This window comes from Ruminococcus bicirculans (ex Wegman et al. 2014), from assembly GCF_000723465.1.
GTDB lineage: Bacteria > Bacillota > Clostridia > Oscillospirales > Ruminococcaceae > Hominimerdicola > Hominimerdicola aceti.
Window position 1 is genome coordinate 491382 of record NZ_HF545616.1, and the last position, 13737, is coordinate 505118.

Genomic DNA, 13737 nt, shown 5'->3' on the forward strand with positions numbered 1-13737 from the left:
TCATATTAAACCAAAGGACAGAAAGCCTTTGGTTAGACGGCAAGTCGAAAGACTTTGTTTTATACGAAAGGAAAAAATCATGAGCAAAGAAAAGGTCATTGACATTTCAACAAGAAAAACAGGAAAGATCGTTGGCATTTGTGCGGCGGCAGTTGCGGCTATAATAGTGGTCGTATCCTCCGTATCCATAGTTCCGGCAGGCTGTACGGGCGTTGTGACGACCTTCGGCAAGGTATCAGACACTGCACTCAACGAGGGACTGCATCTGAAAGTGCCTTTTGCACAGCGTGTAACAACAGTGTCAAACAAGATACAAGTTTATCAGGCTGACGCTGACGCAGTTTCAAAGGACTTGCAGACTGTGAACTCTACCATAGCGGTGAACTTCCGAATAAAGTCGGCTTCTTCTGCAAGCATTTTCAAGAATATCGGCTCAGATTACGAGAACGTTATCCTTATGCCAACAGTGCAGGAATGTATGAAGTCGGTATGTGCAAAATATACGGCTGAACAGCTTATCACTGACAGAGCGCAGGTGGGCGAGGAAATAAAGGCACAGCTCGTTTCAAAGGTGGATGAATACGGTATCGAGATAGAGAAATTCAACATTGTGAATTTTGATTTCTCATCTGAATTTAATGAAGCCATAGAGGCAAAGCAGGTAGCAGAGCAGAATCTTTTGAAAACAAAGACCGAGCAGGAGCAGGCTATAGTTGTAGCTGAGGCGGAGGCTAAGAAAAAGGTTATTGCCGCAGACGCTGAGGCAACTTCCATAAAGACCAAGGCTGAAGCTCAGGCAGAAGCCAACAAAACTATCTCTGAATCTCTTTCAAACGAGCTTATAAAGTATCAGACCATCGATAAGTGGGACGGCGTTCTGCCTAAGGTGGCCAATGACGCAAACCCTCTGATATCTCTTGACCTTGACGAGCAGAAAACCGCTGAATAACGCTGATTCCTGACAGAACGGCTGTCAATCGTTAAAAACACCAATGAGGGGTATAAAAATATGTTTAAATGAACAAAAAAGAACGTTTCTTTAACGTATTATGACATATTTCTTGACATAAAAAGCGTTTTCTGTTATCATAAATATATGTGAACATATTTTACTTTTATGGCATAAGGCTGTAAAATATGGAGTTGGGAGGAGAAAAAATGTTGAAAAAGCTATACCGCACATTAGGCTTTGCACTTATTTCCTGCAATTTGTTTTTCACCCCTGTCATGGCATATGCCGACAGCAGTGTGAGCGTGGGAACAAATATGTGCTTTGCTATACCGGGAGGACTTATAACAGGCTTTGTGCTTGTTTCAATGAGCCGCACAAAACAGAAAGCTACCAAGGCAGATAAATACATAAAGAGTAATCTTAAACTCAATGGGCGTAACGACACCTATCTGCGTACAACCACTGATAAGACTAAGATAAAAGACGATTGATAGGGGGTACGGAAAATGGCTGTTAATATTTCTTATAAATGCCCTAACTGCGGAGCGGAGCTTTTCTGGAGTGCTGACAAAAACTGCTGGGCATGTGAATACTGCGACGGACAGTTTACTTTAAAAGACCTTGAAGAAGCAGGCGGTGACGCTAAAAAGGCGGAGGAACTCAACAAGGATAACGTTGAAAAGCATGAAGAGGTCGATAAGGACGAATACAGTATGTCAAATGACGGAACTGTAGGAAATGACCTTGTAAAGTATACCTGCTCACACTGCGGAGCGGAGATAATCACCGACCGCTCAACTGCAGCAACAGTTTGCGTTTACTGCGGAAATGCGGTAATAATGGGAGAGCAGATAATAGACAATTTCTCCCCTGACTATGTTATACCTTTTAAAGTGCCGAAAAATCAGGTAATGGACACTTTCCAAAAATTCAGCAAGAAGCCTCTTACACCGAAAGATTTCAACTGCGATAGGGTAGTGGACAAGATGCAGGGTGTTTATATCCCGTTTTGGCTCTATTCAGGAAACTGCGAAGGCTCTATTACTGCAGAGGGTATAAACACAAGAACATGGACTTCGGGAAATTACAGATACACAGAGAAAAAGTATTATTCAGTTTACAGAAACGGAAATCTCAATTTCAAAGCTGTTCCTGTGGATGCTTCTTCAAAGACTGACGATGACGCTATGGACTCTATCGAGCCTTTTGATTACTCGGAAATGACAGCGTTCAACCCGGGTTATCTTTCGGGATATCTTGCAGAAAGATATGACGAGGATAAGGATAAGTGCCTGCCTAGGGCTAAAGAACGTATCGAGAACACAACTCGTGACGAACTTAGAAATACTTGTAACTACAACAGCGTAAACGTTCAGTCATATGAAAAGCACACCGAGATAAAGGACGTTAAATATGCTATGCTTCCAACATGGCTTTTGTATACAACCTATCAGGATAAGCCTTATTTCTTTGCAATGAATGGTCAGACAGGTAAATTTATCGGAAACCTGCCTATAAGCAAGGGAAAGCTTGTGGCTTACTCGCTTCTTGGTGGCGTGGGCGGATATATTATCGGAGCTATACTTCAGATAATGGGAATATTCTAGTAGGGGGTATCAGCTAAATGCCTGAAATATCAACGGCACTTATAATAAAAATAATAGTTATAGCGGTCGCTATAGGCGGTGGTATAGCAGTGATATATTCTGTGAAAAAAGCGGTATCGAACGCCATTGGCAGACAACTGAGCCGTGCCAACGACCTGCTAAGGACCATAAATGACGCAACTGAGGAAAGACAGAACAACGCCATGCAGTTTACTTATGTTGACCCTAATGTGGTGAACAACATAAAGAGAGATTTTCCTGACTATGATGAAAATATAGCAAAGAGCATAGTGGAAAACACTGTGATGAAATATTTTCTTGTTATAAACGGAGAAGCAAGCGAGAATCAGCTTGAATACTGTACCGAAGCGTTCAAGCAGAGAGCAGCCACGATGGCAAAAGACAACTTGTCAACGGTTACGCCAAAGCATTATGACGATATACATATCCACAAGTCGCAGGTGGCGTCTTATCATAGAGATCATGACGCTGCAACGGCAAAGTTTCAGGTATCTCTTGAATACAAGCTCAACGGGATAAAGGCACAGCACATTTATGAGGCGGATTATTCATACTATCTTTCAATGGGGATAGAGGGCGAAAACGCCAGCCTTATATGTCAGTTCTGCGGAGCACCTGTGGACACCGCAGGCTCAGTTTGTCCTTACTGCGGTTCTGAGATACACAGCTCTGTAGAGCGCACATGGAAAGTCAGCAGGATATCCATGCTGAGATAGACAAGTTTAAAACCCCTTGGGGTGAAATAATACAGACAACGAAAGGAATTTAACTATGGGACTTATTAAGATGTTTACATCAGCAGTCGGCTCAACATTTGCCGATCAGGTAGTAGAGTACTTCAGATGTGAGGATATGTCAACTAAGATACTCTGCCAGCCGGCTACTCTTGTTAAGAGAGGAAAGACTGTGAACAACGGCACAGAGGGCGTTATCTCAAACGGTTCACGCTTTGACGTTGCGGTAAATCAGGCGGCTTTGCTTATCGAGAACGGCAGAGTACACGATTTTGTTATCGGTACACAGGAAACAGCAGGTCAGTATAAGTATGATTCAACTGTATCTCCGTCACTTCTTGGCGGCGGCTGGGGTGACCTTGGCGCTTCTATCAAGGAGATAGGCAGAAGATTTACAGCAGGTGGTCAGGCTATGAACACCATGCGTCTTATCTACATAAACCTCAGACCTCTGCCTGGAAACAAGATAGGCTTCGGCAAGATACCTTTCAGAGACGGCGAAATGAACCTCACTCTTAACGCACAGGGTCATGGTCAGTATGAACTTCAGATCGTAAACCCTATGAACTTCTATGAGAACGTTGTTCAGAACGTAAATAAGGTACTTACTGTTGACAGCCCTGACGGCGTGGCAGTTCTCGGCCAGCTTAAGGCTGACATGACACCTAAGTTCCAGAAGGCTCTTACAAGGATATCCGCTCAGAAAATACCATACGATCAGCTTGGTCTTTATCCTGATGAGCTTGCTGAAGCAATGAATGCAGAGCTTGAAGAAAAGTGGGCTACAAAGGGTGTTAAGATAACAAGCCTTGCTATTGAGCTGAACGTGGATGAAGAGTCAAAGCAGAGAATCGCAAAATTCCAGGAGGCAAAAACTGTTGGAAGTGATCCTTCAATGCTCTATGCTATGGACAGAATGTCTATCAACAAGGCAAGAGAGGCAGCGGCAAGCAACGCAAACGGTGTTATGGCAGGCTTTATGGGCATGGGCATGGCAGGCGGCATGATGGGTCAGCCAATGGACGCAACAATGTATCAGCAGCAGATGCAGCAGAACATGATGAATCAGCAGGCTGCACAGGCAGCTCCACAGCAGGCAGCACCAGCGGCTGCACCAACACAGGCTGCACCAACACAGGCTGCACCTGAGAACGGCTGGACTTGTGCTTGCGGAACAAAAAACACAGGAAAATTCTGTGCTAACTGCGGACAGCCTAAGCCTGAGCCAAAGCCGGCAGCAGACAGCTGGAAGTGTTCATGCGGCACAGAGAACACAGGAAAGTTCTGTGCAAACTGCGGTTCACCAAAGCCTGAGCAGCCAGTAGGCTGGACTTGCTCATGCGGAGCAGTGAACAAGGGCAAGTTCTGCGCTGAGTGCGGAAAGCCAAAGCCTGCATCAGAGCCGCTTTACAAGTGTGACAAGTGCGGCTGGGAGCCTGAAGATCCGAAAAATCCTCCTAAGTTCTGCCCGGAATGTGGAGATCCATTTAACGATAACGATATTCAGAAATAATTCTTATAGTTATTTTGAGCCGTCCTGCGGAATGCGGGGCGGCTATTTTTGTGGGGCGATGTTCGGAAATGTGTTGGTTTATATAGTTTGTTTACATATGAAATATTGAAATCATCACGGATATGTGATATAATATGTAGCGTATGATATTATATATGGGTCTTTACCGATATACTAAAAATTTTTCCGAAAGGACTTGATCTAAATGCTGTCAGATATCGAAATCGCAAAGCAGGCGAAAATGCTCAAAATTGGGGAGGTCGCTGCTAAGCTCGGCATCTCAGAAGATGAATATGAGCCTTATGGTCACTACAAGGCTAAGCTTTCTGAGTCGCTTTATGCTAAAACTAAAAATGATCCAGATGGTAAGCTTATTCTTGTTACCGCTATAAACCCTACGCCTGCAGGAGAGGGCAAGACCACTATTTCCGTTGGATTGGCTGAGTCTATGAACAAGATAGGCAAGAAAGCTATGCTCGCTCTGAGAGAGCCTTCACTTGGCCCTGTTTTTGGTATCAAGGGCGGTGCAGCTGGTGGTGGATACGCTCAGGTCGTTCCTATGGAAGACATCAATTTGCACTTCACAGGAGATATGCACGCTATAACTGCGGCTAACAACCTGCTCTGCGCCCTTATCGACAACCATATGCAGCAGGGAAATGAGCTTCACATTGACCAGAGAAGGATACTTTTCAAGCGCTGCCTTGACATGAATGACAGAGCGCTGAGAGATATCGTTATCGGTCTTGGCTCAAAGGTAAATGGTATTCCTAGAGAGGATTCTTTCCAGATAACTGTCGCTTCTGAGATAATGGCTATTCTTTGCCTCGCTTCCGATCTGGCTGACCTTAAGGCTAGAATTGAGAAGATACTCGTTGCTTACACAACTGACGGAAAGCCTGTTTATGCTAAGGATATAGGCGGTTGCGGTGCTATGACTGCTTTGCTGAAAGACGCTTTGAAGCCTAACCTTGTTCAGACGCTTGAGAACAATCCTGCGCTTATCCATGGCGGTCCATTCGCTAATATCGCTCACGGCTGTAACTCAGTAAGAGCCACAAAGCTTGCTTTGAAGCTTGCTGACTACACTATCACTGAGGCTGGCTTCGGCTCTGACCTTGGCGCTGAGAAATTCTTTGATATCAAGTGCAGATACGCTGGTCTTAAACCAAGTTGCGTAGTTCTGGTGGCTACTGTAAGGGCATTGAAATACAATGGCGGTGTTCCGAAAACTGAGCTTACTAACGAAAATGTTGAGGCTCTCGAAAAGGGTATCGTAAACCTGAAAACTCATATTGAGAATATGCACAAGTTCGGTGTGCCTGTAGTGGTGGCTATAAATAGATTCCATACTGATACTGAGGCTGAGCTGGATGTTATCGAGAAAGTTTGCGGTGAAATGGGTGTTGAGTTCTCACTGGCTGAGATATTTGCAAAAGGCTCTGAGGGCGGTATCGACCTTGCGGAAAAGGTTTGCAAGACTATCGAAACAAAGCCTTCTGAGTTCAAGCCACTTTATGACGAGAAGCTCCCTATCAAGGATAAGCTTGATATACTTGCGAAAGAGATATACCGTGCAAACGGCGTGATCTATACAAAGCAGGCTGAAAAGGCTATAAAGGAGATCACTGACCTTGGATTCGGGGATATCCCTGTTTGCGTGGCTAAGACGCAGTATTCACTGTCTGACGACCCGACAAAGCTTGGCAAGCCTGAGAATTATGAGATAACAGTAAGAGATGTAAGGCTTTCAGCCGGTGCAGGATTTGTGGTAGCTTATACGGGCGATATTATGACAATGCCTGGTCTGCCTAAGAAGCCTGCGGCTTATAATATTGATTGCGATAATGAGGGCAATATCTACGGATTGTTCTAAGCCGTTTAAGTGAGGAGTGAGGAATTGGCATAGCCGACCGAACAAGTCACTTTGATAGAGTAAATACCGAGCGGAGCGATATTGCGGCGTGGCAAATGTAGGGGACGGCGCCCTCGACGTCCCGTTTTTGGGAGCGACGAGGTTTGAATTTATACAAACCATGTAGGCGACCAAGACGAGCGAACGCTGTTCGCCCCTACACGATTTGTGCGATAAGATAATTTGTAGGTAAGCAGATAATAAGTCGGGTAAACAGGCGCGTTGAGATAGCAGAGTAAAATACATGAACCGAGGTGAGCGGCAGTGACAGATACAGCGGTGAAAAAGAGTGCGGAAAGTGTGAAAATGCCTGAGAACGGCAAGAAAAAACATCTCTCTTGGCAGGTCATTGCCTGCGTTTGCCTTGTGGCAGTCAGCGTGGTGCTGAACGTGATCGCCTGGAAAAGTACGGCGTTCTGCGATTGGTATACGGCTCACGTTTTTCCAATTTGGGAAAATACATATGGCAGGCTCACTTCGCTGTTGCCGTTTTCCTTCGGGGAACTGCTTATTGCGGTGGCGGTTTTTGGTATTCCGCTTTCGCTGGTGGCTATGCTGGTGCTTGTGATAGTCAGAAAAGGCAAGAGAAAGAAAACTGCGAAAATTTTCGGGCTTGTTTATATGTGGATAGTCACTTTTGTGGTGACGGTGCAGACCTTTAACTGCTTTGTTATTTATCATTGTTCAAGCTTTGCAGAGCTTAATGGCATACCCACTGAACAGCACACCAGGACGGAGCTTGAAGCACTTGGCAACAAGCTTGTTACGGAGATAAATGCGCTTAGCAAAGAGGTGGAGCGTGACAGCGAGGGAAAATTCGTGCTGACCGCTGACCTTGACAAGACGGCTCAGGAGGCCATGCGTGGGCTGGGCAGTGAGTTTAAGAACCTTGGTGGGTTCTATGTCACTCCGAAAGCTATAAAATGCTCGTTCTTTATGAGCCAAATGAACCTTATGGGCATCTATTTCCCGTTCTCTATGGAGGCTAACTACAATCAGGATATGTATAAGGCGAAGCTTCCTGACACCATTTGTCATGAGCTTGCTCATACGAAAGGCTACATTCAGGAGGACGAGGCGAACTTTATCGCCTTTATGGCGTGCGACAGATCGGACAATGCTGATTACCGCTATTCGGGCTATCTGGCGGCGCTTGGCGAGGTTAGAAACAAGATTTTTGACTACGCTTCTGACGATAAGAAGATAGAATTTGACAGCTCTATCTGCGATGAGGTGTGGGCTGATATGGAAGCCAACTGGGACTACTGGCGGAGCGTTGACGAGGCTAAGGACACTGTTTTCGACAGCGAGGCAGTGGGGGAGATATCTGACAAGGCAATGGAAAAATCTCTGAAGCTCAACGGCGTTGAGGACGGCAAGCAGTCCTATGGCAGAATGGTGGATCTTATGCTAAACTACTTCAAGGACAAGGGTGAGCTGTGATGAAAATTCTTGCGGTCATTCTGTTTCTCGGGATAATGCTCAGTTCATGCGGAAACAAGGCGGACAGTGAAAGGCTCAATGATTCGGCTTTTACCACTACTGCGGAAAGCTCTGCGGTGGATAGTGACAGCATGGAAGTTGACGAAAGCTCGCAGGTCGGTGATGAGAGCGGTATTCAGGGCGACAGCTCGGAGGACGATATGAGGTGGCGGCTTTTTGAGGACACTTATAAGGAAACTGACAGCGGCAGGGCTGCGGAAAATTATGCTCACAACAAGGGCATAAAGATAGAGGGCTTTGTGAAATACGGGCAGGAAAATCCCCCTGTGTGCGATTTGATGCTTGGCGAAACCAGGTTCGCAGGGGTAGGCTGTGAGGTCATTGCGGCTTATAATTATCTCACATACGAGGGCTTTGAGCCTGACATGGCAAAGCTTGCTTATGATTTTGAAAAGAATGCTCTTATTGCGGCGGACGGTTCACTGGGGTCTAATCCTAGGAAAATAAGCGGACTTTTTAAGGCAATGGGAGTGGGATACAAGAGATTTTATAAGGCTGATGAGGCTCAGGCGGCTGTTGAAGAGGGCAAGCCTGTGATAGTTTCTTACCATATCGGGTTGAATATTTTCAGTGGTATTCACACGGTTTTCGCTGTTAAAGAAGAGGGCAGGCTGTATGTTTACAACTGCTACAACTCAGCGGCGGACAAGACAGAGGTGGAGAGCATTTATCAGCTTATGAATAAAAACAGCCTTTTTATTGTGGGCTACACGGAAGATGACGGTCAAATGAGGTGATAGGTTGACAAAGGTATACAAAACATCATCTGCGGCGGAAACTATCGCTTTGGGTGAGGAGATAGGCAGACGGCTGAAAGGCGGCGATCTTATCGCTTACAGCGGTGGTCTTGGTGCAGGAAAGACTACTATTACCAGGGGGATCTCCATTGGCATGGGACTTGGTGACGAGGTGACTTCGCCCACGTTCGCACTGGTGAACGAATACCGAGGGGACAGGCTCAGCCTTGTACACTTTGATATGTACCGCATAAATTCGGCGGACGATCTGGAAACTACAGGCTTTTTTGACTACATGGACGAAGACACTGTGCTTGCGGTGGAATGGTCGGAGAATATTGCTGAGGAGCTTCCTGAGGACGCTTTGAGGATAGATATTCAGCGCATTGACGAGGACAGCAGGGAGATAAGCATAACTGCACCTGAGGGAGATGATAGATTTGAAGATATTAGCTATTGACACAAGCGGAAAGGTCGCTTCGGTGGCGGTGACGGACGGAGAGAAGCTTCTTTGGGAGAAGTCTGTATACACAAAGCTCACTCACTCGCAGGTGATATTGCCTATGGTGAAGCAGGCTCTTGAGGAAACAGGGCTTACTTACGCTGACCTTGATTGTGCGGCTATTGCAAAGGGTCCGGGGTCTTACACGGGACTTAGAATAGGCGTGGCGGCTGTAAAGGGAATGTGCTTTGGCTGTGAGAGTTTAAAAAGCGCAGGAGTTTCCACTCTGCTTTCGCTGGCTTACAACTGCATAGGTTTTGAGGGCAGGATAATTTCTGTTATGAGGGCAAGGCCTAAGATAGTTTATGCAGGTGAGTTTCAGTGCAAAAACGGCGTTGTCACGAGGATATCCGCTGACAGAGTTTGCCCTGAGGAGGAAGTTTTTTCGGGAGAGTTTTCTGAAAAGACAATGCTTGTGGGTGACTGTGCAGCAGAGATAAAGGCGAAATATTTCGCTGACAACGAAAATGTTCAGCTTGCAAGCTATGTGAACAGGCTGCAGAGGGCTTCGTCACTGTGTCTTGCGGTGGAGGCTCAGCCTGAGATAATGGTTTCGGCGGACAGGCTGGAGGTATCATATTTGCAGGCTACAAAGGCGGAAAAGGATAAGGCACATAGGGATAAATAGGAGGAAATTAATATGAAAATTGCTATTGGCTGTGACCATGCAGGTCCTGAGCTTAAGGCGGAGATATTGGCACATTTGGACGAAAAGGGTGTGGAATACACTGATTTTGGTATTCAGGCAGGAGAGAAAGTAGACTATCCTGACAAGGCAAAGGAAGTTTGCGAGAAAGTGGCTTCGGGCGAATACGAAATGGGAATACTCATATGCGGAACTGGTATTGGAATGTCAATGAGCGCAAACAAGATAAAGGGAATAAGAGCGGCTTGCTGTTCGGATTATTTCTCTGCTAAGTATACAAGAGCGCATAATGACGCAAACGTGCTTTGCATTGGTGCGAGAGTGCTGGGTGCAGGCTTGGCTATCGAGCTGGTGGACGTTTTCCTTGAAACGGAGTTTGAGGGTGGCAGACATCAGAGGAGAGTGGATAAGATCTCTGAGCTGGAGAAGTAGTGAGGAGTTAGGAGTGAGGAATTAAGGTATCGCCTTGTGGCGAAGGATTTTTTTCTGACTTTTTGCTTTATGGAGCAGGGCGGCTTGTTGTTGCCCTGCTTTTTTTATGGGTACAAAAACGGCTGACAAGCTTTTCGCCTGTCAGCCGTTTCTATATTGAGGTTTGTATTTTTAGGTAAAAACCGTAATGGCAAGGTTTTTATTAGATAGCGTCGAATGCTTCGCTGAGATCGTAGATGATATCGTCGATATGCTCTGTGCCGATAGAAAGTCTGATAGTATTTGGCTTGATACCCTGATCTGCAAGCTCTGCTTCGTTAAGCTCTGCGTGTGTTGTTGATGCTGGGTGGATAACCAGTGACTTAACGTCTGCTACGTTTGCAAGGAGTGAGAAGAGTTTCAGGTGGTCGATGAAGTTCTGAGCTGTCTTTGCGTCGCCTTTTATCTCGAATGTGAAGATAGAACCGCCGCCGTTAGGGAAATACTTCTTGTAAAGTGCCTGCTGGCTTGGATCGTCTGATACTGAAGGGTGATTTACCTTTTCTACCTTTGGGTGCTTGTTAAGGAAGTCAACTACCTTAAGTGCGTTCTCAACATGACGCTCAACTCTCAGAGACAGTGTTTCAAGACCCTGCAGGAAGATGAATGCGTGGATAGGTGAAAGTGTTGCACCTGTATCACGGAGAAGGATCGCACGGATACGAGTTACAAATGCTGCGCCAGGGGCTGCGTCTGCAAAGCTTACACCGTGGTAGCTTGGGTTTGGTTCTGTGAGCTGTGGGAACTTGCCTGACTTCTTCCAGTCAAACTTGCCGCTTTCAACGATAACTCCGCCGATTGTTGTGCCGTGACCGCCGATAAACTTTGTTGCAGAATGGATAACGATATCTGCGCCGTACTCGATAGGTCTTACGAGATATGGAGTAGCGAATGTGCTGTCAACGAGAAGTGGGATATTGTGTGCGTGTGCGATATTTGCGATAGCTTCGATATCAACTACGTCTGAGTTAGGGTTGCCAAGAGTTTCGATATAGAGAGCCTTTGTGTTATCCTTGATAGCCTTTTCAAAGTTAGCTGGGTCAAGCGGATCGACAAACGTTGTTGTTATGCCGTAATCAACAAGAGTGTGTGCAAGCAGGTTATATGTGCCGCCATAGATGTTCTTTGCAGCTACGATATGATCGCCTGCAAGGGCTACGTTCTCAATAGCGTATGTTACTGCAGCTGCGCCTGATGCAACTGCAAGAGCTGCTGTGCCGCCCTCGAGAGCCGCGATACGTCTTTCAAAAACGTCCTCAGTTGGGTTTGTAAGTCTGCCATAGATGTTGCCTGCGTCCTTAAGAGCAAATCTGTCAGCGGCATGCTGTGAGTTATGGAAAACGTATGATGATGTCTGATAAATAGGAACGGCTCTTGCGTCTGTTACTGCGTCTGCTGTTTCCTGACCAACGTGGAGCTGGAGTGTTTCAAATTTAAGATTTCTTTCGTTTATTGCGCTCATTTTAAATTACCTCTTTCATTAAATTGATGTTTTTTAAATCCGATAAAAATTTTTGTTACTGAACTTTATGCTGATTTTAACAGCAACACATACAGCACATACACATTCGTGAATCGTACGCTGTTTTCAGTTTCAGTATTTTTACACTCATTTTCAACGCCTCATTTCAAATTCATATTAATCCTAGTCGTTTAGTATGTTTTAGCGTATTTATACTATACCACACCCATAGAGGAATGTCAATAGGTTTAAGGTGATTTTTCGCATTTTTGTGAAAACTGATATTAATTCTATCAATTTAGTAGGATTTAAGGGCAAAATGCACAAGGGGAAGTGAGGAATGAGGAAGTGGGGAAGTGAGGAATGAGGAGTGAGGTATGAGGAATTGGCAAAGCTGAACAGAGTTGTGCTCAAGTATGAAGTAAAAGACAGCACCGAGCGTAGCGATTTTGCGGTGGTAGGAAGTTGCCCGAAATATTGTAGGGGATGACGCCCTCGGTGTACAGTTCGGAATGGCAATGCCGTGTTTTCACTGTTTGTTATTAAATTTGTATAAAAGTATCGTTTACCGATGCCTTATAATTGTATACCGAAATAAATATTTTTGGTTGACAATGGACTTGGTATGTGATACAATATTAATTGTCAAATAAAAAGTAAAGGATAGGTTTACAATGAATAACAATGCTAAAAACAAAACAAAACAAATAGTCGGTATCGGAGTTATGACGGCTATAATCGCTGTGCTTTCGCAGATAACTATTCCGCTTCCTACTCACGTTCCTGTTACGCTCCAGACTTTCGCTGTGGCTCTCGCAGGATATTTTCTTGGCTGGAAGGGCGGAGCTGTGTCTGCTCTGGTCTATGGTCTGTTGGGCGCTATCGGTGTGCCTGTATTCGCAGGCTGGTCAGGCGGTTTCTCCGTTATCGTAGGGTATACAGGCGGATTCATTTACGGATTTATCGTTATGGCTCTTCTTTGCGGTCTTGGCGCAAAGTTCTGCTCTAACAAGATAAGCGGTAAGGTCATCGCTATCGTGCTTGGTATCGCAGGTCTTGCTTGCGACCACCTGCTCGGTGCTATCCAGTACGCTATCGTTGCTAATATCTCTATTGGCAAGTCTATACTTCTTGTTTCTGTTCCTTATCTTGTAAAGGACGTTATCTCTGTTGTTGCTGCTTACCTTATCAGCATCGAGCTTGTAAGCAGACTTGCAAAGACAGGTTGCTATGCTTACAAGAGAGCCTGAGCTTAGATTTCATCATCTGCTGTGCCTGCCGCTTTTTCAGGGAAAAGGCTACAGTGACGGTTTTTCGGTGAATATGCAGTCTGTGAAAGACAGATTGGAGAGCGAGGACACTGCGGTGCGGTTTGTGTGCAGCGGAGATATGATATGTCAGCACTGCCCAAACAGGACGGAGGACGGTTGTTTGCTTGACGGCTGTGGCGGAACGGTGGCACAGAAAGACAGCGAGGTTTGCAGACTTTCTGAGATAGAATGTCACTCAGTGGAGAATTATCGCAGTGCGCTGACAAGACTGAGAAGCAAAATGGATAAAAAGGCATTTGATATACTATGCTCGGAATGTCGCTGGGCAAAGCTTGGTTTGTGCAGCTTTGAAAAGTGGCGTGAGGGCGTTGATGGATTGCTTTCTTCGTGACAGGTCACGTCT

14 protein-coding genes are annotated in these 13737 nt (G+C 45.6%); 13 read left to right on the top strand and 1 reads right to left on the bottom strand.

Features of this window, described 5'->3' with window-relative positions:
• The first annotated feature begins 79 nt into the window (after positions 1-79).
• The 11 genes from RBI_RS02175 (at position 80) to rpiB (ending at position 10562) form a co-directional block, all read left to right on the top strand.
• Positions 80-949: a prohibitin family protein gene (locus RBI_RS02175; RefSeq protein WP_051706308.1), complete on the top strand. Its 870-nt coding sequence runs from the start codon at positions 80-82 to the stop codon at positions 947-949.
• Between the two features lie 209 nt (positions 950-1158).
• A complete protein-coding gene (locus RBI_RS02180) occupies positions 1159-1443 on the top strand; it encodes a hypothetical protein (RefSeq protein ID WP_038670690.1) in 285 nt (94 codons plus the stop codon).
• Positions 1444-1458: 15 nt separating this feature from the next.
• Entirely contained in the window at positions 1459-2559 is a 1101-nt protein-coding gene (locus tag RBI_RS02185) for a hypothetical protein (protein WP_038670692.1), read from the top strand.
• Between the two features lie 17 nt (positions 2560-2576).
• Positions 2577-3296 carry a zinc ribbon domain-containing protein gene (locus RBI_RS02190; RefSeq protein WP_038670694.1) on the top strand — a complete coding sequence of 240 codons (720 nt, stop codon included), beginning with the start codon at positions 2577-2579 and terminating at the stop codon, positions 3294-3296.
• 55 nt (positions 3297-3351) lie between these two features.
• On the top strand, positions 3352-4827 hold the full coding sequence (locus RBI_RS02195) for an SPFH domain-containing protein (RefSeq protein WP_038670696.1): 1476 nt from the start codon (positions 3352-3354) through the stop codon (positions 4825-4827).
• Positions 4828-5032: 205 nt separating this feature from the next.
• Complete coding sequence (locus RBI_RS02200) at positions 5033-6703, top strand: formate--tetrahydrofolate ligase (RefSeq protein WP_038670698.1); 1671 nt, start codon at positions 5033-5035, stop codon at positions 6701-6703.
• Positions 6704-7006: 303 nt separating this feature from the next.
• Positions 7007-8185, top strand: a complete 1179-nt coding sequence (locus RBI_RS02205) for a DUF3810 domain-containing protein (protein WP_051706311.1) — start codon at positions 7007-7009, stop codon at positions 8183-8185.
• Positions 8185-8982 (top strand): hypothetical protein, encoded by a 798-nt coding sequence (locus RBI_RS02210; protein ID WP_038670699.1) that lies wholly within the window; start codon positions 8185-8187, stop codon positions 8980-8982. Before RBI_RS02205 ends, RBI_RS02210 begins: the two co-directional genes overlap by 1 nt.
• Before the next feature lie 4 nt (positions 8983-8986).
• Positions 8987-9442, top strand: a complete 456-nt coding sequence (tsaE, locus tag RBI_RS02215; RefSeq protein ID WP_038670701.1) for a tRNA (adenosine(37)-N6)-threonylcarbamoyltransferase complex ATPase subunit type 1 TsaE — start codon at positions 8987-8989, stop codon at positions 9440-9442.
• Complete coding sequence (tsaB, locus tag RBI_RS02220; RefSeq protein ID WP_038670703.1) at positions 9423-10112, top strand: tRNA (adenosine(37)-N6)-threonylcarbamoyltransferase complex dimerization subunit type 1 TsaB; 690 nt, start codon at positions 9423-9425, stop codon at positions 10110-10112. Before tsaE ends, tsaB begins: the two co-directional genes overlap by 20 nt.
• A gap of 12 nt (positions 10113-10124) precedes the next feature.
• Positions 10125-10562: a ribose 5-phosphate isomerase B gene (rpiB, locus tag RBI_RS02225; protein WP_022287992.1), complete on the top strand. Its 438-nt coding sequence runs from the start codon at positions 10125-10127 to the stop codon at positions 10560-10562.
• A 202-nt stretch (positions 10563-10764) separates the two neighbouring features.
• Here the strand turns inward: rpiB and RBI_RS02230 are convergent, their stop codons facing one another.
• Complete coding sequence (locus tag RBI_RS02230; RefSeq protein WP_038670705.1) at positions 10765-12063, bottom strand: O-acetylhomoserine aminocarboxypropyltransferase/cysteine synthase family protein; 1299 nt, start codon at positions 12061-12063, stop codon at positions 10765-10767.
• A 674-nt stretch (positions 12064-12737) separates the two neighbouring features.
• Here RBI_RS02230 and RBI_RS02235 point away from each other — a divergent pair.
• Positions 12738-13313, top strand: a complete 576-nt coding sequence (locus RBI_RS02235) for a biotin transporter BioY (protein WP_038670706.1) — start codon at positions 12738-12740, stop codon at positions 13311-13313.
• Positions 13294-13725, top strand: coding sequence for a DUF1284 domain-containing protein (locus RBI_RS13890; RefSeq protein ID WP_051706313.1), 432 nt, complete (start codon positions 13294-13296; stop codon positions 13723-13725). Before RBI_RS02235 ends, RBI_RS13890 begins: the two co-directional genes overlap by 20 nt.
• Positions 13726-13737: the final 12 nt, after the last annotated feature.

What these genes read in the sequence shown, in the direction of transcription:
- RBI_RS02175 (WP_051706308.1), top strand. Translation starts at nt 80, where the DNA reads ATGAGCAAAGAAAAGGTCATTGACATTTCAACAAGAAAAACAGGAAAG.
- RBI_RS02180 (WP_038670690.1), top strand. Translation starts at nt 1,159, where the DNA reads ATGTTGAAAAAGCTATACCGCACATTAGGCTTTGCACTTATTTCCTGC.
- RBI_RS02185 (WP_038670692.1), top strand. Translation starts at nt 1,459, where the DNA reads ATGGCTGTTAATATTTCTTATAAATGCCCTAACTGCGGAGCGGAGCTT.
- RBI_RS02190 (WP_038670694.1), top strand. Translation starts at nt 2,577, where the DNA reads ATGCCTGAAATATCAACGGCACTTATAATAAAAATAATAGTTATAGCG.
- RBI_RS02195 (WP_038670696.1), top strand. Translation starts at nt 3,352, where the DNA reads ATGGGACTTATTAAGATGTTTACATCAGCAGTCGGCTCAACATTTGCC.
- RBI_RS02200 (WP_038670698.1), top strand. Translation starts at nt 5,033, where the DNA reads ATGCTGTCAGATATCGAAATCGCAAAGCAGGCGAAAATGCTCAAAATT.
- RBI_RS02210 (WP_038670699.1), top strand. Translation starts at nt 8,185, where the DNA reads ATGAAAATTCTTGCGGTCATTCTGTTTCTCGGGATAATGCTCAGTTCA.
- rpiB (WP_022287992.1), top strand. Translation starts at nt 10,125, where the DNA reads ATGAAAATTGCTATTGGCTGTGACCATGCAGGTCCTGAGCTTAAGGCG.
- RBI_RS02230 (WP_038670705.1), bottom strand. Translation starts at nt 12,063, where the DNA reads ATGAGCGCAATAAACGAAAGAAATCTTAAATTTGAAACACTCCAGCTC.
- RBI_RS02235 (WP_038670706.1), top strand. Translation starts at nt 12,738, where the DNA reads ATGAATAACAATGCTAAAAACAAAACAAAACAAATAGTCGGTATCGGA.
- RBI_RS13890 (WP_051706313.1), top strand. Translation starts at nt 13,294, where the DNA reads ATGCTTACAAGAGAGCCTGAGCTTAGATTTCATCATCTGCTGTGCCTG.